Annotated in this window: 19 protein-coding genes; 5 read left to right on the top strand and 14 right to left on the bottom strand. The window is 70.5% G+C overall.

Translation table 11 applies throughout. The features are described 5' to 3' along the window. Positions 1-152 precede the first annotated feature (152 nt). The 4 genes from E3T48_RS13835 to E3T48_RS13820 form a co-directional block, all read right to left on the bottom strand. Positions 153-2,801: a multicopper oxidase domain-containing protein gene (locus tag E3T48_RS13835; protein WP_134524621.1), complete on the bottom strand. Its 2,649-nt coding sequence runs from the start codon at positions 2,799-2,801 to the stop codon at positions 153-155. Next, entirely contained in the window at positions 2,798-3,985 is a 1,188-nt protein-coding gene (locus tag E3T48_RS13830) for a hypothetical protein (RefSeq protein WP_241986823.1), read from the bottom strand. Before E3T48_RS13830 ends, E3T48_RS13835 begins: the two co-directional genes overlap by 4 nt. 59 nt (positions 3,986-4,044) lie before the next feature. After that, entirely contained in the window at positions 4,045-4,377 is a 333-nt protein-coding gene (locus E3T48_RS13825) for a DUF2249 domain-containing protein (RefSeq protein ID WP_134524620.1), read from the bottom strand. 87 nt (positions 4,378-4,464) lie between these two features. Further along, on the bottom strand, positions 4,465-4,956 hold the full coding sequence (locus E3T48_RS13820) for a molybdenum cofactor biosynthesis protein MoaE (RefSeq protein ID WP_241986822.1): 492 nt from the start codon (positions 4,954-4,956) through the stop codon (positions 4,465-4,467). A gap of 122 nt (positions 4,957-5,078) precedes the next feature. Here E3T48_RS13820 and E3T48_RS13815 point away from each other — a divergent pair, with 122 nt between their 5' ends. The 3 genes from E3T48_RS13815 (at position 5,079) to E3T48_RS13805 (ending at position 7,411) form a co-directional block, all read left to right on the top strand. Beyond that, entirely contained in the window at positions 5,079-6,170 is a 1,092-nt protein-coding gene (locus E3T48_RS13815; protein ID WP_166789746.1) for an SLAC1 family transporter, read from the top strand. 133 nt (positions 6,171-6,303) lie between these two features. Beyond that, positions 6,304-6,789 (top strand): hypothetical protein, encoded by a 486-nt coding sequence (locus E3T48_RS13810; protein ID WP_134524618.1) that lies wholly within the window; start codon positions 6,304-6,306, stop codon positions 6,787-6,789. 133 nt (positions 6,790-6,922) lie between these two features. Beyond that, complete coding sequence (locus tag E3T48_RS13805; protein WP_134524617.1) at positions 6,923-7,411, top strand: hypothetical protein; 489 nt, start codon at positions 6,923-6,925, stop codon at positions 7,409-7,411. Positions 7,412-7,477: 66 nt separating this feature from the next. On the opposite strand, the gene E3T48_RS13800 is transcribed toward E3T48_RS13805, so the two are convergent. The 8 genes from E3T48_RS13800 to E3T48_RS13765 all read right to left on the bottom strand — a co-directional run bounded on the left by E3T48_RS13800 (position 7,478) and on the right by E3T48_RS13765 (position 15,649). After that, the gene (locus E3T48_RS13800) at positions 7,478-8,134 is read right to left on the bottom strand and encodes a response regulator transcription factor (protein WP_134524616.1); all 657 of its coding nucleotides are present in this window, start codon (positions 8,132-8,134) and stop codon (positions 7,478-7,480) included. Next, on the bottom strand, positions 8,131-9,630 hold the full coding sequence (locus E3T48_RS13795; RefSeq protein WP_134524615.1) for a sensor histidine kinase: 1,500 nt from the start codon (positions 9,628-9,630) through the stop codon (positions 8,131-8,133). The genes E3T48_RS13800 and E3T48_RS13795 overlap by 4 nt, the downstream gene beginning before the upstream one ends. A gap of 89 nt (positions 9,631-9,719) precedes the next feature. Further along, on the bottom strand, positions 9,720-10,817 hold the full coding sequence (locus E3T48_RS13790; RefSeq protein ID WP_134524614.1) for a VIT1/CCC1 transporter family protein: 1,098 nt from the start codon (positions 10,815-10,817) through the stop codon (positions 9,720-9,722). 2 nt (positions 10,818-10,819) lie between these two features. Then, on the bottom strand, positions 10,820-11,119 hold the full coding sequence (locus tag E3T48_RS13785; RefSeq protein ID WP_134524613.1) for a hypothetical protein: 300 nt from the start codon (positions 11,117-11,119) through the stop codon (positions 10,820-10,822). Further along, a complete protein-coding gene (gene gatB, locus E3T48_RS13780) occupies positions 11,119-12,624 on the bottom strand; it encodes an Asp-tRNA(Asn)/Glu-tRNA(Gln) amidotransferase subunit GatB (protein WP_134524612.1) in 1,506 nt (501 codons plus the stop codon). The genes E3T48_RS13785 and gatB overlap by 1 nt, the downstream gene beginning before the upstream one ends. Further along, positions 12,624-14,171 (bottom strand): Asp-tRNA(Asn)/Glu-tRNA(Gln) amidotransferase subunit GatA, encoded by a 1,548-nt coding sequence (gene gatA / locus E3T48_RS13775; protein WP_134524611.1) that lies wholly within the window; start codon positions 14,169-14,171, stop codon positions 12,624-12,626. Before gatA ends, gatB begins: the two co-directional genes overlap by 1 nt. A gap of 2 nt (positions 14,172-14,173) precedes the next feature. Continuing rightward, a complete protein-coding gene (gene gatC, locus E3T48_RS13770; RefSeq protein WP_134507059.1) occupies positions 14,174-14,470 on the bottom strand; it encodes an Asp-tRNA(Asn)/Glu-tRNA(Gln) amidotransferase subunit GatC in 297 nt (98 codons plus the stop codon). A gap of 36 nt (positions 14,471-14,506) precedes the next feature. Then, complete coding sequence (locus E3T48_RS13765; RefSeq protein WP_166789745.1) at positions 14,507-15,649, bottom strand: alpha/beta hydrolase; 1,143 nt, start codon at positions 15,647-15,649, stop codon at positions 14,507-14,509. Between the two features lie 411 nt (positions 15,650-16,060). Here E3T48_RS13765 and E3T48_RS13760 point away from each other — a divergent pair, with 411 nt between their 5' ends. Next, positions 16,061-16,399, top strand: coding sequence for a PadR family transcriptional regulator (locus tag E3T48_RS13760; protein ID WP_166789744.1), 339 nt, complete (start codon positions 16,061-16,063; stop codon positions 16,397-16,399). Between the two features lie 93 nt (positions 16,400-16,492). Further along, on the top strand, positions 16,493-16,618 hold the full coding sequence (locus E3T48_RS17440) for a hypothetical protein (protein ID WP_255455835.1): 126 nt from the start codon (positions 16,493-16,495) through the stop codon (positions 16,616-16,618). 1 nt (position 16,619) lies between these two features. On the opposite strand, the gene ligA is transcribed toward E3T48_RS17440, so the two are convergent. Both ligA and mnmA read right to left on the bottom strand, forming a co-directional pair. Continuing rightward, positions 16,620-18,893 carry an NAD-dependent DNA ligase LigA gene (gene ligA, locus E3T48_RS13755; RefSeq protein ID WP_134524608.1) on the bottom strand — a complete coding sequence of 758 codons (2,274 nt, stop codon included), beginning with the start codon at positions 18,891-18,893 and terminating at the stop codon, positions 16,620-16,622. Then, a complete protein-coding gene (mnmA, locus tag E3T48_RS13745) occupies positions 18,886-20,172 on the bottom strand; it encodes a tRNA 2-thiouridine(34) synthase MnmA (protein WP_241986821.1) in 1,287 nt (428 codons plus the stop codon). Before mnmA ends, ligA begins: the two co-directional genes overlap by 8 nt. Positions 20,173-20,280 lie beyond the last annotated feature (108 nt).

Genomic DNA, 20,280 nt, shown 5'->3' with positions numbered 1-20,280 from the left:
TTGAGATTCCGCGTCGCGCCTTCCTGGACAGAAAGCGCCGGTCGAATGGTCATTCGGCGTGCAACGAGCGGCGAGCCGGCTCCCGGTCTACGAGATTGCCGGCGGGTGCGACACGCCGCGCCGGGCTTTCTATCAGGACATTGAGGGCAAGGTCACGGCCCAACGGAGAAGATGCCGCGCGCGCCCTTCTCGGCGTCGGACATGACGTGGCTGACGAAGGGATAGTGACCGACCTCCGGGAAGGTGAGCTCGACGAATCCGCCCTGCGCCGGCGCCAGGTCGAGAACCTGGGCGCCGCCGGTGCCGGTGCTGCCGCCGTCCCGCAACTGGTATTCGCCCTCCTTGAAGACGGAGTCGAATTGCGCGCCGACGACGTGGAACGCACTCCCGACGTTGGGCCCGGCATCCACCACCCAGACGCGTACCTTCTCGCCCGCCCGGGCGCGGAGCGGCCGGGCCGCGTACTGGTTGGCGTAGCCGTTGAAGACCATCAGGTCCGGTGTCTGAGTCTTGATTCTGTCGCCGTCGGCCTCACCGCCGTTCGGCCCCAGGTAGAACTCGGACTGGACCAGCACGTACTCCCGGTCGACCGGGTCGAGGCCGGCCGGATCGATGATCACGGCACCGAACATCCCGTTGGCGATGTGCATCGACATCGGCATCGTGCCGCAGTGGTACAGCCAGGCTCCCGATCGGGTGGCCGTGAACCGGTAGCTCAGGCTCTCCCCCGGTTCGATGCTGCGCATCGGTTTGTCGGGCGCCAGTGCTCCGGCGTGGAAGTCTATCGAGTGCGCTATCGTGCCGTCGTTGACGAAGGTCAGGTCGAAGACGTCGCCCACCCTGCCGCGCAGGGTCGGCCCGGGCGCGGTGCCGTTGTAGGTCCACAGGGTCTGGGTGACCCCCGGGGACACCTCGATCTCCTTGTTGATCACCCTCATAGTGAGGGTGTGCACGGCCTCCGGGGACGCCGGCGGCAGCACGGCGTCCCGGGCCGCGAAGGAGGCGGGCGGCTCCTTCATGAGGTCGAGATCGTCGGCCGCGGACGGCGAGCCGGTCGATTGTCCGGTCGACCCGTGCCCGGTCGACCCGTCGGGCTCCTCGGTGGCCCCGCCTGTCGAGACCTGCCCGGCATCGGCGTCGGGAGCCGCGCCGACCGCCACGACGTCCAGCACCATGCCGAGGAGTTTGTGCCCGGCGATCGCGCACCAGCCGTCGATGTTCGCGCCGACGACGCCACCGGACACGGCCGTGCTGGCCCCCGGTGCGACCGTGCCGGAGACGACGCCGGTTGCAAGCACGAGGTTGTGCGCCATGTCGTCGGCGTTGGTCAGATTGATCACGAGCTCGTCTCCGACCGGCACCCTGACCGTGTCGGGAACGAACCGGGAGTCCTTCATCACGATGTCCACCGTGGTTGTGTGCCCGGTCGGCGGGACGGATGCCGCGGCGCCGCCCGCCAGGCCGAGTGCCGCCGGATCGAGCGCTATCCCGACCGTCACCGCCAGGAGGAGGGCACCGGCCGCGGTGAGGATGGCCCCGGTGCGGTGAGGCGGCGCCACCGCTGCGGCGGGAGCCGTCCCGGACGCCGGCGGGACGCCATCCGCAGCCCGGCGCAGCCGCCGGTTGACCCGCATCCCGCGGACCATGAGAACGAGGAAGGCGGAGAGTGTGCCCACCACGAGCAGGGAGAGCGCCACCTTGACCAGGCTGGCGATCGGCAGCTGGTAGAGGATCAGGCCGACGTTGACCACGATCACCCGGAACAGCGCACCGCGATCGAGCTCCGTTGCCGTCGCCTTCGACACCCGCGGGCCGCCGCCGAGCACGACCGGCAACAGGTAGCTGAGAGCGCCGAGCAGGATCTGCGCCGCGAAGCCGACCGAGAAGACGGGCACCAGTTGCTCCAACCGGTCTGCCGCGGCACTCCAATCGGGGGCGAAGGTCACGAGCAGGCCGAAGCCGAGCACGCAGACGAAGAACCAGGCGAGGGCCGCACCCAGGCTCCAGCCCGCGAACGTCACCGCCGGGGAGGCTCGCCCGAGACGGAGGACATCTGCCAGCACGAGGCCGAGACCGACGAGGTACACGCCCACGCCCACCGCGACGAGCAGGCGAAGGTCGACCAGGCTGCCGAGGCCGAGGAGTGCCAGCCCGGCGATGAACAGGGGCAGTGTGCCTCTGGCGGAGGCGCGGGTGGTCTGCACCCGGGCGTGAAGCACGGTCGGCCAGAGCAGGGCGACCGTGCCGATCACGGTCAGTCCGACCCAGCCGAGCAGGTTGAACCCGATGTGCGCGACGAAGAGCCGCTCGAAGGGCTCGCCGTCGACGCCGGAGCGGGCCATCAGCACCCCGAGCGTGACCCCGACGGCCAGCATGATGCCGGCCGCGATGTAGTAGCGCACGAGCGGTGCGAACCGCCCCGGGAGTGCCCCGCGGGACTGCACGAAGAGGCTCGCCGAATGGGCGAGTGCGTTTGCGCCGACCAGGATGCCGCCGGCCACCACGACCGGCCACCACTCGCCGACGATGCCCGTGACAACGAGGATCGCACCCACGGTGTGCGCCCCGAGCCGCGCGCCGAGGGAGACGCGCCCGCCGAAGGCCTGGCGCCGCAGCAGGGTGTCGGCGAAATGCTGGCTCCAGATCAGGATCGCGCTGCTGACCGCGCCGAGCAGCAACAGGTGCACCATGAGCCAGGGCGCCACGGGCAGGAACCGGTGGAAGAGCACCACGACGAGCGTGAGGATCAGCCAGACGGGCACGAGGATGCCGGTGAGAATGTGCCAGAGTCTGCGACTCATGAGGTGAGGTCCAATGTCTTGCGGGTGGGTGGGGAGACGCGCGGCACCGGAGCTCCGCGGAGCACCGAGGCCACGGCCACCACGACGAAGGCGAGCACGGCGACGATGTTCACCACCCCGCCCCACTGAACCGCCTCGGCCACGCCGCGCGCATCGCCGATCAGGACCCGCACGAGGAGCGAGGCGTGCAGGAGCACCGCCGGACCGTACATCGCCGGACGATAGGGCAACGGCCTACGCAGCACCGCCGGGAGAATCGTCGGGGCGTGCGCCATGATCATCGACATCACGAACCCCAGGAACACCGAGTGCAACACGGCATCGTAGGCCGGTCCGGAGTAGCTCGCTCCGAGAATGAGCCAACTGCCGCCGGCCACGATCAGCCAGGCGTACCCGGCCAGCAGGCAGGCGGCCATAAACCGCGGCAGGCCGTGGTGCCGGATGAGCCGGGTCGCCACATCGTGTCTGAACAGCCAGGCGACGAGTGCGAGGGTCCCGATCCCGAGCAGCGGGTAGCCGATCAGCGGCCAGAACAGCGCGGCCACGACCCCGGCGGCCAGCGAGAGGGCCACCCCCAGCAGGCGGGTCTCTGCGCGCTCGTCGACCGTGGGCGAGATCCGGGCGAGCTCGAGCCGCTCCCCCGCGATCGTGAGCACGAGGTAGAAGGTCATCGCCGGCACCAGCTGCGGGACAGGCACCCCGCCCAGCCAGAGCACGGTGGCCATCAGGCCGAGCATCGCGCCGAGGGCCTGCACCGCGGTGGAGGTGGACGGCGCCCGGCGCCAGATCACCAGGTAGATCGGCAGCAGCATGACCGAGCCGGCGACGAAGCCGAGTCGGCCGACCAGAAGCGGCAGCGGCGAGAGGACGGCCAGTCCCCCGGCGCCGAGGAATGCCGGGGCTAGGAAGGCCCACTTCTTCCGCACGGCGACGGCCCGCTCGAGTACGACGACGGTTCCGACGAAGCCGAAGACCATCAGCGGGCCGTGCACGTCGGCCAAGCGCGCGCTCACGATCGGGGCGGACAGCCCCAGCAACAACAGGGCCCCGTCGAGACCGGCCAGCAGGGCGATCCCGCCGGCCAGCAACAGGACCAGCCGGCCGGCGGCGCGCCGCGGCGTGACCGCGCCGGCCCGGCGCGCGGGGCGTACGGCATTCGTCGGTGCGGGGGTGGAGCGTGTCACTGTGGTGTCCGGTCGCTTCCTGTGGTCGCCGGCCGCCGTCGCGGCGCGAAAGTGGGTGGCTAGGAGACGCGGGTGAAGCGCACCTGCCAGGCCTCCGGCCCGCGTTCGACATACGACACCGCGAAAGCGCCCGGACGGGCCTTCTCCAGTTGCGCGATCAGCGGCAACGGGTCGTGCGGGGCGATCAGGTCGAGCGCGAAGCCGAGCTGGATCGCCTCGAGCGCACCGAAGATGGCCGCGTGGCGAACCGCGTGAGGAATCGTGCGGCCGTCGAGGACGATCGTCTCGGCGTCATCGTGGCCGCACTGGCAGTTGTGCTCCGGCGTGGCGGCGTCCGCCGCTTCAGGGTGTCCGGGGCGCAGGTCGCTCAGGGTGATGGGCTCGGCGGTCATGATGGTCCTCCTCGTTGGCGTGGCGTTGCCACGACTCTATTTTAGAGGATACACGTACGTTTAATAAACGGATGCGTCGGGAGCCGTTCAGGCCAGTCCGACCCAGGCGTGGGAGCCGTCGACCTCGTACTGCTTCTTCCAGATCGGGACCTCGGCCTTGACGGCTTCGACCAGGCGTTCGCAGGCATCGAAGGCCACGCCGCGGTGGGCGCTCGCGGCGGCGGCGACAAGGGCGAGGTCGCCGACATCGAGATGGCCGATCCGATGGCTGACCGCGAGGTTGACCTGGGGGAATTCGGTGCGGAACCGGTCGGCGATCCCGGCCAGGATGCGCCCGGCATCCGGGTGCGCGCTGTAGTCGAGCCCGGTGACCTGACCGGCCGCGTCGGGGTCGTGGTCGCGCACCTGCCCGATGAACGTGACCACGGCCCCGCACGAGCCTGTCGACACGGCGGCCACGTGCGCCGGGATGTCGAGGGGCACCTCGGTGACGTCGTTGATCCGGGCCTGGTCGGCGGGCCCGGCCGGATCGGAAGGCGCGGCCGCCAGGGCCTGTTCGTTCGATTGTCCTGAATCCACAGGACCAGAGTACGCCCGGGCGGGCGCAGGACCGCGGCCCGCCGCGGCCGGCGTTCCCGTAGCATCGTCTGTGGCCGCGGACCAGCCGGGTACGCTGGCGAACAAACCGAGGAGCGCCCGTTGTGACCGCACGATCCTGGTCGTTCCGACGGGTGAGCACCACCGGCCGCGCTCCCCTGGCCAGCCTGGGCATCCCGTTCGGGCTCGCCGGCCTCGCCGGGACGTGGACGATGGCCGGCGCGACCCTGGGCACTCCGGCCGGCATCGGGGACGCCCTCTGGCTCCTCGCGACCGTCGTCTGGATTGCAGCCATCGGCAACTACCTGGTCCGCAGCCGCAACCACGGCGGTCGGGTGCTCCGCGACGTCGACGACCCGGTGCAGGGTCCGTTCGCCTCGCTGGCGCCGACGACCGGGATGCTCATCGGCAGCCACCTCGCCGTCTCCCTCCCGCTCGTCGGCCGGTCGCTTTCCGTCGCCTGCATCGGCCTGGCGCTCGTGCTCGGCGCGCGTTTCGTGGCTCAGCTGGCCGTGCGCGAGAACTCCGTCGACCTGGTGCACGCGGGCTATCTCCTGCCCACCGTCGCCGCCTTCCTGATCGCCGGCCAATCGGCCGGTGGCCTGGGCTGGCCGGTGGCCGCCATCGCCGGCATCGGCGTCGGGCTGCTGTTCTGGCTCCTCCTCGGCACGATCGTCCTGGCCCGGATGGCGTTCCGCCCGCCGCTGCCCGCCGTGCTCCTCCCCACCTTCGCGATCTTCTCCGCCCCGCCCGCCGTGGCCGGAAACGCCTGGTTCGCCGTCAACGGCGGCGGGCTTGACACTGCGCAGCACCTGCTCCTGGGCACCTTCGTCCTGCTGATCGGCGTGCAGCTGGCCATGGTCGTCACCTACTGGCGGCTGTCATTCACGCTGGGCTTCTGGGCGTTCACATTCACGGCCGCGTCCAGTGGAACCTATGCCCTGCACTGGCTGGACCTCGCCGGGGCGCCGGGCCGGCAGGTCTGGGGTTACCTCGTCCTTGCCGTCGTCACGGCGCTGATCGGCAGCATCGCGGTGCGCTCGGTCCTCTTCCTGGTGCGCGCCCACGCAACCTCGTTGCGGAGCGGAGTCGCCCTGCCTGCCAACCGGACCGGACGCAGTCCGGCCAGGGCGTCGAGACTGCCGCGCGCGGGGTTTTCACTGAAGGGGAAGGCAAATGCGCCGATGACCGGATAAGAGCATTCTCATGCGCGCCCTGCCTGCGTCTCATAGGATCAATCCAGACTTGCGCTCGGACACCCACCCCGGCGACGACGCTGCCGACGTGCGTGCCGAACCGCGACGTGCGTGCCGAACCGTGGAGGACAAGATGAGCGAGAACACACCGGCACCCGGCATCCGTGCCCCCCGACGCCTCCGCCGCCGGTCCCTGTTCGCGGTCGGCGGCGGGCTGGGAATCCTGGTCGCGGCGGCCGCGGCGGCCTCGATGGTCAGCGCCCTCGCCCTGGCCGATCAGCCGGGCCGGGTCCTCGAAGTGCCGGCCGTGACCGTGGACGTCGGCACGGGACCGGCCGCCGAAGCGCGGGACGGGGAACAGCTGCCCGGGGGCACGCCCGGTCCGGCCGATCTGCCCGCGACGCCGGGCGAAGACTCGGGCTCGTCGTCCGGTTCGGGCTCAACCTCACCCGTGGCGGAGCCGGAGCTCGTTCCGGCTCCTGCCCCGGTCGTCGTTGACGACCGGGGTGACGACGCGTCGAAGGATGACAGCGGCCACGACGACGGTCCAAGCGGTTCCGCTGGCGGCGGTTCGGATCTCAGCGATTCAGGCAGCGGCACGTCCGGCGGAAAGGACTAGCCTCCTCGCAAACCTAAGAGACCTCTCATCGATCTCTCGTGCACACCTTATCCCGGCACCCAAGAGTAAGGGCGTCACAGGATTCCCCAGCGTCCAGCCGCCGGCTCATCCGGCACCAATGAAAGGCCTGTTCATGTTGAAGATGACGAAGAACCGCTCCATCGTCCTTGCCTCCCTCGGTCTCGCCGGCCTGATGTCGATCGGCATCGTCGCCGCCCAGGCCGACCCCGGACCCGGCAGCGTCGACCTCACCCCGACGCCCCCATCGAGCGTGTCGGTCGACGACAACTCGGTCGACGATCCGGCCACCCACGATGACGCCGACCTCGACGACGCCGACGTCAATGACACCGACGTCAATGACACCGACGTCAATGACACCGACGACAATGACCTCGACGACAACGACCTCGACGACCCGAGCGACGACAGCACCGCGAATCCCGAGGTCGGCGTGACCGACGATGACCCGGCCAGCCACGAGTCCGACCAGGATGCCGAGCACGAGAACTCCGAGCACACCGCCACCCCGGCGGTCCCTGCGACCCCCGACGACCACGGCAACTCGGGACACGGTAGCGGCGACTCCGGCAGCGACGAGTCCGGCAGCAGCGACGACTAACGAGTCTCCGCCAGGTCGAACCACGCTGGCTCGAACCACCCTGGCGCCAGGGAATGGGCTACCGGCTCAGCGCAGCCGGTAGCCCATTCCCCTGACCGTTTCGATCCGTCCGGCGCCGAATTTCGCCCGCAGGTACCCGACATAGACGTCGACGATGTTCGAGCCGGGGTCGAAATCGTAGCCCCAGACACGGCTGAGGAGTTGCTCGCGGCTGAGCACCTGATCGGGGTTGCGCAAAAACTCCTCGGTGAGCGCGAACTCCCGGGCCGAGAGATCGACCTGGCGGTCGCCGAGCACCGCTCGCCGTGTGCGCAGGTCGAGCCGGAGGCCGCCGACCGCGAGCTCGGGCTGCGTCACGGGCGCGGCATCCGTCATGCGCAGCCGGATGCGCGCCAGCAGCTCGTCGAACCGGAACGGCTTTGACATGTAGTCGTTCGCCCCGCCCTGCAGGCTCGCCAGCGTGTCCTCGGCCGAGTCCCTGGCGGTGAGCACGATCACGGGCAACGCCGACTGCTCCGCCCGCAGCCGGCGTAGCACCTCGTAGCCATCGATGCCTGGCAGCCCGATGTCGAGCACCAGCAGATCAAAGTCGCTGGTCAGCGCGAAGTCGAGGGCGTCGGTGCCCGTGCGCACCGTCACGGTGGTGAAACCGGCCGCGGCCAGCCCCTTCTCCACGAAGGACGCGATGCGCAGTTCGTCTTCGGCGATCAGTATGCGGCTCACAGCGTTGACTCCATTGGTTCGGCGCGGCTTGAATCGGCCGGGCGTGAATCGGGCGCGACCGCGTCCGGAGGAATGGGAAGGTCGATCGTGAAGGTGGCCCCGCGCCCCGGCTCCGATGCGACCGTGGCCGTTCCGCCGTGGGCTTCGGCGATGGCCCGCACGATCGCGAGCCCGAGGCCGGAGCCCGCCGGGCCTCGCCCCGTCGTCCCGCGCCGGAATCGCTCGAAGACATGCTCCTGCGCTTCGGCGCCGATCCCCGGGCCGTCGTCGCTCACCCACAGCCGCAGACGTGGGTTGCCGGCGGCGTCTCGCCCGGTGGCGCTTCCGATATCGATGGTTCCGTCCACACCGCCATGGCTGACGGCGTTCGTGGCGAGTTGCAGGAGAGCCTGGGTGAGCTTCCCGGCATCGACCGGCACCACGATCTCCGCCGCCTCGGTCGTCACCCAGCGGTGGCCGGACAGAGCCGCCGCCTTCGTGCGCACGAGCTCGGTGAGCACCGCGACGTCGACCGGCGTGCGGGTGACGCCGAGCGGGCGGTGAACCTCCGCGAGGGCCGAGATGTCGCGCACAAGCCCGTTCATCCGGTCGAGCTCGTCGATGGCGAGGGCTCGGGTCGCAACGACATCGGCCGGGTCATCCTGGTCCATAAGTTCAAGGTGCCCGCGAACGATCGTGATCGGGGTCTTGAGCTCATGGCCGACGTCGTCGAGCAGCCGGCGTTGGCCGGTCAATGCGCCCTCCAGACGGTCGAGCATGTCGTTGACGGTGCGGGTGAGCTCGGAGACATCGTCCCGACCGACCACCGGGATGCGCTCGCTCACATCCGAGGCGGTGATCCGTGCGGCCGCTTCCCGCAGTGCGCGGATGGGTCGCAGCAGTCGCCCGGAGACGAGCCAGCCGACCAGCCCCAGAACGACGAGGGCGGCGAGGGTGACCCTGAGCGACGTGAGGAGAGCATCCGTCACGGGCCGCATCGCGGCATCGAGGTCGAACGCGGCGACGAAGACGCCGGCAACGGGGTCGCCGGTGACGAAGACGGGTGCGGCGACGTAGCGCACCGTGCGACCGGCCGTGCGGACGTTGCCGAGCACGACCTTCCCGGTGGCGGTCTCGCCGACGACGCGGGCGACGAACGCCCGGTTCTCCTCCAGACGGAAGTCGACGTCCCCACCCGGCGCGAGGGCGGCGGCGCCATCGATGATGGCCAGGGTGGCTTCATTCGTGCCCGGCCGGATCTGCTGAACGACAGCCTCGAGCACGACGTTCAGGGTTGTGGCCTTCGAATCCGTGGCGATGAAGCGGGCGTCGTCGACCGCGCCGACGAGGGCGGTGTCGATGCTGTCGAGCGTGCTCTCGCGCTGCACGAAATAGGCGGTCGTGCCGGCGGCGGTCATGCCCGCCGCGGCGACCAGCAGGATCGAGGCGAGGATGCGCACGCGCACCGAGAGCGCCGGGAACCACAGGGTGCGGCGCGGGAACCGTTCGGCGGGCATGCCTCATTATGGGTGCGGTCGGCCGGTCCCGGATACGCGGCGCGCGACGGCGACCTGGACCGCTGCTGCCCGGTGTCGTCCGTGGGCGATCACGCCAGCGAGGTGCCGAAGAGCAGTCCGAGCAGGTAGGTGACGCCGGCGGCGCCGAAGCCGATCAGCAGCTGGCGCAGTGCGCGTCGCAGCGGCGGTCCGCCGGAGAGCAGGCCGACGACGGCGCCCGTGGCGAGGAGGGCCAGTCCGACCAGTACGGCCGCCACGATGATCGCGGCCGGTCCGCTGAGCCCGAACAGGTAGGGCAGGACGGGCAGGATCGCCCCGGAGGCGAAGAAACAGAAACTCGACGTCGCCGCGCCCAGGCCGGTGCCGATCGCCTCGTGCTCGTCGACCGCGGGCGAGAGGCCACCCCGCGGAGCAACCTTCACCGGACCTGTGGCGATCGCCACCGTGCGCAGCACCTCACGGGCGTGCACCTCGGCCCGTTCCGGACTCATTCCCTGGGCCCGGTAGACCAGGGTCAACTCGTTGGCCGCGAGGTCGAGGTGGGACAGCACGGTCCGGGTTGCCGGGTTCGGCGTCGACGCCTCGAGCAGTTCCCGCTGGGATCGCACGGACACGTACTCCCCCGCACCCATCGAGAGGGCGCCGGCGAGCAGCCCGGCGATGCCGGTGAACAGGATTGTGGCCGTGGGAACCCCGGTGGCCCCGATTCCGAGGACCAGGGCCAGGTTGCTGACCAGGCCGTCGTTGATGCCGAAGACCGCGGCACGGAAGGTTCCGGCCAGTCGCTGGCGGCCACGGGCCGCGAGGCCGCGCACGACCTCCTCGTGGATGCATTCATCCGCCGCCATCGTGCTCGTGGCGTCGTCGTCGTCGTCGTAGGGTGAGCGCGACTCGGCCCGCTGGGCCAGGGCGAGCACGAACACCGAGCCGAAGCGGCGGGCCAGGAAACCGAGGAAGCGGGTGCGCATGGCGCCGCGCCTGGGCGTCCCGGCCTGGTCGCCCAGGAGGGCCCGCCAGTGCGCTTCGTGGCGGCCCTCCGCCTCGGCGAGGGCGAGCAGGATTTCCTTCTCCTCCCCGGTTCGGCGTGCGGCCAGGTCGCGGTAGACCGCGGCCTCGGCCTGCTCGTCGGCCAGGTACTGTCGCCAGCGGCGGATGTCCGCCGCACCGGCCGGGCGTTCGTGGGTCACGTTCACGCTTCCGGGGCCGCGTCGAGGTAGCTCTGCGCCACCCGGGCGGACTCATGCGGGCCGGACCCGTCGAGTCCGTAGAACGGCTCGTCGAACTGCACCACCCAGACGGCCTCCCGCAGGGTCACCGGGGCATACAGTGCGGCGCCTTCCATGTCTCCGCCGGCCACGATCACCCCGCTCGGGTCCGGGGTGCCGGAATCAGGGTGGCGGCTGCGGTCGAGCCGCACCACGACCTGGACCCCGACGCCGAACCCGGTTCGCCCGGGTTCGGCCGGCTGCTGTCGCTTCCGGAATGCCATTACTGGGCCGTTCCGGCTCTCTCCAGCACGAGCTCCCGCACCCGGGCGGCATCCGCCTGGCCGCGCATGGCCTTCATGACGGCTCCGATCACGGCACCGGCGGCCTGAACCTTGCCAACGCGGATCTTCGCGAGCACGTCGGGCTGGGCGGCCAGTGCCTCGTCGATCGCTGCGATGAGCGGGCCGTCGTCTGAGACGACCGCGAGTCCGCGCAGTTCGACGACTTCGAGCGGGGTGCCCTCGCCGGCGATGACGCCTTCGAGGACCTGGCGGGCCAGGCGGTCGGTGAGAGTGCCTGCCACGACGAGTTCGATCAGGGCGGCCACCTGCACGGGGTGCACGAGCGAATGTGCGGCCACGCCGGCGACGTTCGCGAGCCTGGCGATCTCCCCGGTCCACCACTTGCGGGCAGCCTGGGCGGCCGCTCCGGCGGCGATGGTGGCCTCGACGGCGTCGAGCAGGTCGGAGTTGACGACGTCCTGGAACTCGAGGTTGGCAAAGCCCCAGTCGGCCTGGAGTCGCTTGCGCCGGGCCGCCGGGGGCTCCGGCAGGGTGGCACGAAGCTCCTCGACCCATTCACGCGACGGCGCGACGGGCACGAGGTCTGGCTCGGGGAAGTAGCGGTAGTCGTCGGCGTCGGACTTGGGCCGGCCGGCGGAGGTGATGCCGGTGTCCTCGTGCCAGTGCCTGGTCTCCTGGGTGATGGTTCCGCCCGCGGCCAGCAGCGCCGCCTGGCGCTGGATCTCGTAGCGCACGGCGCGTTCGACCGAACGCAGCGAGTTCACGTTCTTGGTCTCGGTTCGCGTGCCCAGGATGTTCGATCCGCGGGGGCGGAGGGACACGTTGGCGTCGCAGCGCACGTTGCCCTCTTCCATCCGGGCGTTGGAGACGCCGAGGCCCTTCACGATCTCGCGGATCGCGGCGACGTAGCTGCGCCCGATCTCCGGGGAGTCGGCCTCGCCGCCCTCGATCATCCGGGTGACGATCTCGACCAGCGGCACTCCGCCGCGGTTGTAGTCCACGAGCGAGTAGTCGGCGCCCTGGATGCGACCGGCCTGGCCGCCGACGTGGGTGAGCTTTCCGGCGTCGTCCTCCATGTGGGCGCGTTCGATGTCGACCGTGACCAGGCGGCCGCTTTCGAGCTCGATCGTGAGTTGGCCGTTGAAGGCGATCGGTTCGTCGTACTGCGAGGTCTGGAAGTTCTTCGCGGTGTCCGGGTAGAAGTAGTTCTTGCGGGCGAAGCGGGAATACTCGGCGATCTCGCAGCCGAGGGCGAGGCCGAGGCGGATGCTCGACTCGATCGCCTTCGCGTTCACCTGCGGGAGTCCGCCGGGCAGGCCGAGGCAGGTCGGGCAGGTGTTGGTGTTGGCTCCCTGGCCGAATTCGTTGGCACAGCCGCAGAACATCTTGGTCTTGGTGTTGAGTTCGACGTGCACCTCGAAGCCGAGCACCGGCTCGAACAGTTCGAGCGCCTTGTCGTAGTCCATCAGTTCGGCCTTTTTCATCAGACGACTCCCTCTTCGCTGGCGAACATTTCGGTGGGCGCGAGCTCGGGTGCCTGGCTGAGCAGGGTGTGCCCCCAGGTCGCCTCCAGCAGGCGCTCGACGGCGGCACCGAAGGTGTAGAGGCGGGCATCCAGTTTCGCCGGCGCCATGATCTGCAGGCCGACGGGGAGCCCGTCCTCGGGGGCGAGCCCCATCGGAAGGCTCATCCCGGGCACGCCGGCGAGGTTCGCCGGGATGGTGGTGACGTCGTTGAGGTACATCGCCATCGGGTCGGTCATCTTCTCACCGAACTTGAAGGCCGTGGTGGGCGCGCTCGGCGACACCAGCACATCGACCTGGGCGAAGGCCGCGTCGAAGTCGCGCTGGATGAGCGTGCGCACCTTCTGGGCGCTGCCGTAGTACGCGTCGTAGTACCCGGCGCTCAGCGCGTAGGTGCCGAGGATGATGCGGCGCTTGACCTCGGGGCCGAAGCCGGCGTCGCGGGTGGCCGCCATCACGCGCTCGCTGGTGAGGGGTCCCTCGGCCGGGTTGACCCGGATGCCGAAGCGCACCGAGTCGAACCTTGCCAGGTTGCTCGACGCCTCCGCGGGCAGGATCAGGTAGTACGCGGCGATGGCGTACTCGAAGTTCGGCGCGCTGACCTGCACGATCTCCGCGCCGGCAGCGGCGAGCAGGGCCAGGGTCTCCCCGAAGCGCTGCCTGACGCCGGGCTGGAATCCCTCACCGGCGAGCTCCCTGATGACGCCGACGCGGACACCCTTCAGTGCGCCGTCGGCCAGGCCGGCCCGCGCGGCGGCGGCCATCGACGGCCAGGAATCGGTGAGCGAGGTCGAGTCGAGCGGGTCGTGCCCGCCGATGACATCGTGCAGCAGGGCAGCGTCGTAGACCGTGCGGGTGACGGGACCGACCTGGTCCAGCGAGGACGCCAGCGCGATCGACCCGTAGCGGGAGACGCCGCCGTAGGTGGGCTTGACGCCGACCGAGCCGGTGACGGCGGCGGGCTGGCGGATGGAACCGCCGGTGTCGCTGCCGAGGGCGAGGGGCGCCTCGAAGGAGCTCACCGCGGCGGCGGAGCCGCCTCCCGACCCGCCGGGGATCCGGTCCAGGTCCCACGGGTTGTGGGTCGGGCCGTAGGCGGAGAACTCGGTCGACGAGCCCATCGCGAATTCGTCCATGTTGGTCTTGCCGAGCGGAATCAGTCCGGCGTCGCGCACCCGCCTGACGACGGTGGCGTCGTACGGCGGAATCCAGCCTTCGAGGATTTTGGAGCCGGCCGTGGACGGCATGTCCTGGGTGGCGAGCACGTCCTTGATGGCTATCGGGACCCCGGCGAGCGGGCCGAGGACGTCGCCGGCGGCGCGGCGGGCGTCGATCCGGGCCGCGGTGGCGAGTGCGGCATCCCTGGCCACGTGCAGGAAGGCGTGCACATCGGTGTCGACGGCCGCGATGTGGTCGAGGTGGGCGCGCGTCACTTCCACCGAGCTCACCGACCGGTCGGCGAGCAGGCCGGAGAGGTCGGCGGCGGACAGCTTGATCAGGTTGGTCATTCTCACTCCTCGTCCAGGATCGCGGGCACTCGGAACTTGTCGCCGTCGTGGTCGGGCGCGCCGGAAAGCGCCTGTTCGACGGTGAGCGAGGGAACGACAGTGTCGGGGCGGAAGACGTTGGTCAGCGGCATCGGGTGGCTGGTCGCCGGAACGTCGGGGGTGGCCACTTCGGCTACCTTCGCGACGGAATCGACGATCTGGCCGAGTTCCGTGGTGAGGCGGTTGATCTCCTCCGGGCTGAGGTCGATCCGGGCGAGGTTGGCCAAATGCGCTACCTGCTCGGCCGTGATTTCAGACATGTTGCTCCGATTATCGTCGAGGTGGATTCCCCAATTCTATTCGGAGCCGTTGGTGACCAGATCCGCGTTGTCCGTTCCGATCAGGGCCATGTTGTGCAGCGACTCGCTGCCCCGGTCGAAATAGGCGTTGTGGCCGAGCGACCCGGCGAACCACGTCCCGGTGAGCCGGTCGCGCGCGCCGGAGACCCCCAGCGGCCGGGCGCCGTACGATTCCGCACCCGGGTCGCTGCCGAAGAAGGCACTGTTGACCGCCGGGTCCCAATCGGCCTTTCCCACGAACACGTTGCCATTGGCCACGCTCAGATTGTCCACAGACTGGATCTGGCTGCCGGGAGAACCGACCAGCACCAGCGCGTCGACCTCGAACGACCCGCGCGCGAGGGCCGTGAGGGCGACCGTCGAGCCGTAGGAGTGCGCGAACACCGAGACGAAGGGCTGGTTGCGGGCGCGGTCGGAGCGGATGCCCTGCGAGTACTTCTCGAGGAAGTCGGCGCCTGCGACGGCGTGGTCGAGGCCCCCGACGCTGAACAGGTCCGGTGCTTCGTAGCCGATCCAGGAGACGACCGCGATTCCCGCGGCGGCCGCACCCCGACCGCTCGCGGCCCGCTCGGCGAGCACGGTGCGTTGTTCGGCGTAGAGGGCCTCCGCGGTCGCGGTCCAGTTCACGATCTGAGATTCGACGCCGTAGTTCATGCCCGGCACGAGGTAGCTGACGAAGGCGGCGGTGTCCGGGTTCCCGAGGGCGATGGCGGCCCGGCCCCCCGCCACGGTGTCCAGGAGGATCAAGGATCGGCGGGGACCCCCATCGGTCGAGCGGAGCGCGGCCTGGACCTGGGTCAGGATGGCGCGCTCGCGCGTCGCGGCGTCCCGTGACGCGTCGTCGAGCGAGCCGGCGAGGCGGCGGTCCACCTCGGCCAGGCTCCGTCCCAGGTAGCGGGCGTTGGCCCGCCCGCGCTCCCGGAAGGGGATGCCGTCGAGGTTGCCGACCAACCGCGGCGCCCCGGCGAGGAGGGACGACCGCTCGGTGCCGTCGAGCCCGGTCCACCACCCCGTGACCTCCGTCGCGGAGGGAGGCACGGCCAGCAGGGAGTCGACCTGGCCGGGAAACTCGGCGACGAAGGTGGAGATGTCGCTGACGGTCAGCCGCGACAGGCCCGCGAGAAGGCTGGCCCCGGACATCCGTCGCACCGAATCGAGGCTGGCGTCCGCCCCTGCCACCAGAGAGGCCGCCGGTTGCACGGAGGTTGCCGGTTGCGCCGCGACCCCTGGCTCCCCAGACACCGCGAGGACCAGCCGAAGCGGGGTGGACAGGATGACGACTCCCGACGGCGCTGGGGCTGCCGAGACCCGGGCGGTGACTGCCGGGGTCGTGAGCGAGCGCACTCCAAGGGGCTCACTGACCGTGTGGAAGGTCAATGAGGCGGAAATCAGTGCCGCCGCTAAAAGCAAACTCGGGTACGTCCCCTCACGAACACCGAGCAGTTGGGTAGCTCGACGTGAAACACAAGGCCTGCATGACCAGAGTACTGAAACGGCGACGCGGTTGACCGGTCGCGTTCCCCCCATAAAGGGGTGACTTTTGCCCGAAAATTGATACTTGCTTGGTCCGGCGACCAGTCCCAGATCTATCGCACGCTGGCCCTCCTCGTCGCCGAGGGCCTCGCGGAAGTGGAAGTGATCGCCCAGGACGGGCGCCCGGACCGACGCGTGCACCGGATCACCCCGACCGGCCTCACCGCGCTGCGCGAGTGGCCGGCCTCCCCGCTGCCCCCCGAGACGCCCCACGACGCCTTCCTGGTGCGGGTCTTCTTCGTCGGCGAACCCGTCGACCTCGCGCACGCCCTCCGCCGTGCCACCCTCCGGAACGGGATTCGCCACGCCGAAGCTGAGCTGGCCTGGCTGGGCGAGACCGTGGAGGCGCTGTCGTGAGCTACCCACTCGAACACGGCGTCGGCATCCGGCCCGACAATGCCGCCCGCGTGTTCGAGGACGTGAACCGCGGCGGCAGCCCCGAGGGTCTGGATGCCTACCGCGGACCGCTGGATCCCGCCGGGCATGCACCACGTGTGGAGCATCGAGGACGCGGAGCTGTTCACCCTGATGGTGCCCGGCTGGGTCGACGACGGGACCGTACCCGCGGCCGGCTGACTCAGTCGGCCGGGGCGGCCGGGGTCTCCCCCGCACCGTCCCCGAGCGCGGCGGGGCCGTGCGTCACGAGCAGGTGGAACTCGGCGGCGTTGAGGATCCGGACCCCGAGTTGCTCGGCCTTGGCCAGCTTCGACCCGGCGCCGGGCCCGGCGGCGACGAAGTCCGTGTTCTTCGAGACGCTGGACGCGGACTTGCCGCCGGCGGCGATGATGGCCTCCTGGGCCTCCTCCCGGCTGTAGCCTTCGAGGGAACCGGTGGCGACGACCGTCAGCCCGCTCAGCACACCGCCGGCCGCGGCCGCGGCTCCCGGCCCCGGATGGCCGGGCGTTGTGAACAGCACCCCGGCGCGCGTCCACTGGTCCACGATCTCCCGGTGCCAGTCGACCTCGAACCAGGCGAGGACGGCATCCGCGATGATGCCGCCGACCCCATCGACCTCGGCGAGTTCTTCCCGAGCGGCGGCGCGGACCAGGTCGAGGGACCCGAAGTGGCCGGCGAGAGCGCGCGCGGCCACCGGGCCGACGTGACGGATGTTGAGGGCCACCAGCAGCCGCCAGAGCGGCTTGGTCTTCGCCAGCTCGATCTCCCGCAGCAGCTTGATCGCGTTGGAGGAGGGCTGCGGCCCGCTCATCCCCTGCTTCTTCTCCGCGGCCGACGGGTTGCGACGGAACGGCGTGCGCAGGCGGGCGGAGCCGTCCTCCTCCTCACGGGGCAGCCCCGTCTCGGCATCCCGCACCACCACCTCGATCGGCAGCAGGTCGGCCAGGGTGAGGCCGAACAGGCCGGCCTCCGTGGACAGCGGCGGCTCGGCAGGCACGGTCGGCTGGGTCAGCGCGGCCGCGGCGACCTCGCCGAGGACCTCGATGTCGAGGGCGCCGCGCGAGCCGATGTGTTCGACCCGTCCGCGCACCTGCGCGGGGCAGCTGCGCGCGTTCGGGCAGCGCAAGTCGATGTCTCCCTCCTTGGACGGGGCAAGCGGGGTGCCGCACTCCGGGCAGTTCGCGGGCATCGCGAACGCGCGTTCGGTGCCGTCGCGGAGCTCGACCACCGGGCCGAGCACCTCGGGGATGACGTCGCCGGCCTTGCGCAGCACGACGGTGTCGCCGATCAGGATCCCCTTGGCCTTGACCACGTCCTGGTTGTGCAGCGTGGCCTGGCGCACCTCGGAGCCGGCGACCCGCACCTTCTCCATCACCGCGAACGGGGTGGCCCGTCCGGTGCGGCCGACGCTCACGACGATGTCGAGCAGTTTGGTGTTGACCTGTTCCGGGGGGTATTTATAAGCGATCGCCCAGCGGGGGGCCCGGCTGGTGGCGCCGAGTTCGGCGTGCAGGGCGAGTTCGTCGACCTTGATCACGATCCCGTCGATCTCGTGCTCGACGCTGGCGCGGTGCACGCCGTAGTACTCGATGAAGCTCGCCGCCTGCTCGGCGGCCGGCTCCACCCGGAAGTAGGTGCTGGTCGGCAGTCCCCAGCCGCGGAGCAGCCCGTAGACCTCGGACTGGGCGGCCACGGGCGGGTCGGCCCAGGCGCCGATGCCGTGGACCAGCATCCGGAGTCGGGCAAGCCGGGCGCGCATCAGCCGCAACGGTTCGGGGGCCTTGCCCTCGGCCTTCTGGCGCAGTGAGCCCGCCGCGGCATTGCGCGGGTTCGAGAAGACCCGCTCGCCGGCCGCGGCCTGCTCTGCGTTGAGTTCACGAAAGGCCTCCACCGGGAAGAAAACCTCGCCGCGCACCTCCATCAGGGCGGGGTGGCCCGTGCCGGCCAGGTGTCGCGGGATCCCGGGGACCCAGTGGATGTTCTCGGTGACGTCTTCGCCGACCACACCGTCGCCGCGGGTCGCCGCGGTGACCAGCACGCCGTGTTCGTAGCGGAGGTTGACGGCCAGGCCGTCGATCTTGAGTTCGCAGAGGTAGTGCACGCTTCGGCCGGCATCCCGCTCGACCTTCGCGGCCCAACCCTGGAACTCGTCGATCGAGAACACGTTGTCGAGGCTGAGCATGCGTTCGGCGTGTTGCACCGGTGCGAACAGGCTGGTTTCGGCACGGCCGCCGACGGTCTGGGTCGGGCTGTCCTGACTGGCCAGCTCGGCGAATTCACGCTCGAGGACGGCGAGACGGTTGACCAAGGCGTCGTAGTCGGCATCCGAGATGACGACCTCGTTGCGCTCGTAATAGGCGTCCCTGGCGGCCAGGATCCGCTGGGTGAGTTCGGCGACCTCGGCTGCGGCCCGGTGCAGGGCGGCCGGGGTTTCGGCGACCGCGCCGTCAGGCATCTGCGGCGGCGACCGAGTCGGCGACAGGGACGGCGCTCACGGTGCGGTCGATGGTGCACTGGCCGAGCACGCGGGTGCCGAGGTAGACCACGGCGGTCTGCCCGGGCGCGACGCCGGTCAGCGGCTCAACGGGCAGGATCCGGAGTTCCACCCCGTCGCCTCCGCTGGTCGAGCCTATCGAGGCCGTCGAGCCGCCGGCCGTCGAGCCACCGGTGGTCGAGCCTGTCGAGACCGTCGAGACCCGGATCTCGACAGGCTCGATCACCGCTCCGGTGGTCGAGCCACCGGTGGTCGAGCCTGTCGAGACCGTCGAGACCACCTGCGCCACCGCGGGGACCGGGTCGGCGTGGGCGCGGATCTGCACGTCGCAGTCGAAGGCGATCTCCGGGTGCGCGGGGGCGACGCCGCACCAGGTGAACTTCGTGCCGGCTATCTCCTTGATCGCGAGCGCCTCCTTCGGCCCGACGACGACGGTGTTGCTGATCGGGCGCACCTCGAGCACGAACCGCGGTTTGCCGTCGGCGGCCGGGGTGCCGATCTGGAGGCCCTTGCGCTGGCCGACCGTGAACGCGGCGGCACCCTCGTGCCGGCCGAGGGTGTTGCCGTCACGGTCGAGGATGTCACCGGTCGCCGGCGGCACGCGCTCGGCCAGCCAGCCCCGGGTGTCGCCGTCGGGGATGAAGCAGATGTCGTAGGAGTCAGGCTTGGTGGCCACGGAGAAGCCGCGTTCGGCGGCTTCGGCGCGCACCTCCGCCTTGGACGGGGTGGCCCCGAGCGGGAACATCGAGTGCGCGAGCTGGTCCTGGGTGAGCACGCCGAGCACGTAGGACTGGTCCTTGGCCCAGGCGCTGGCGCGGTGCAGTTCGCGGTTGCCGTCGGCATCCGTCAGGATCGTGGCGTAATGCCCGGTGGCGACGGCGTCGAAGCCGAGGTCGATGGCCTTCTCGAGCAGGGCCGCGAACTTGATGCGCTCGTTACAGCGCATGCAGGGGTTCGGAGTGCGGCCGGCCGCGTATTCGGCGATGAAGTCGTCGACCACGTCGAGCTTGAACCGTTCGGAGAAGTCCCAGACGTAGTAGGGGATGCCGATGATGTTCGCTGCCCGCTGGGCGTCCATCGAGTCCTCGACCGTGCAGCAACCGCGACTGCCGGTGCGGAGGGTTCCGGGCATCCGGCTCAGCGCCAGGTGCACACCGACCACCTCGTGTCCCGCCTCCACCGCGCGGGCTGCGGCGACGGCGGAGTCGACCCCACCGCTCATTGCTGCCAAAACCTTCACCTGACGAGTGTAATCGGGTCGGACCGAATGGCCAACGCGCCACCTTCGCCGCTGCGCACCAAGTGTGCCTGGCGCGCAGCGGCGCAACTGGCGCGCTCGCGGAGGGGG

It is taken from the genome of Cryobacterium fucosi, assembly GCF_004403515.1.
In the GTDB taxonomy this organism is placed as follows: Bacteria; Actinomycetota; Actinomycetes; order Actinomycetales; family Microbacteriaceae; genus Cryobacterium; species Cryobacterium fucosi.
Note: the sequence above shows the minus strand (reverse complement) of the source record. Positions and strands in the feature narration are given on the sequence as shown.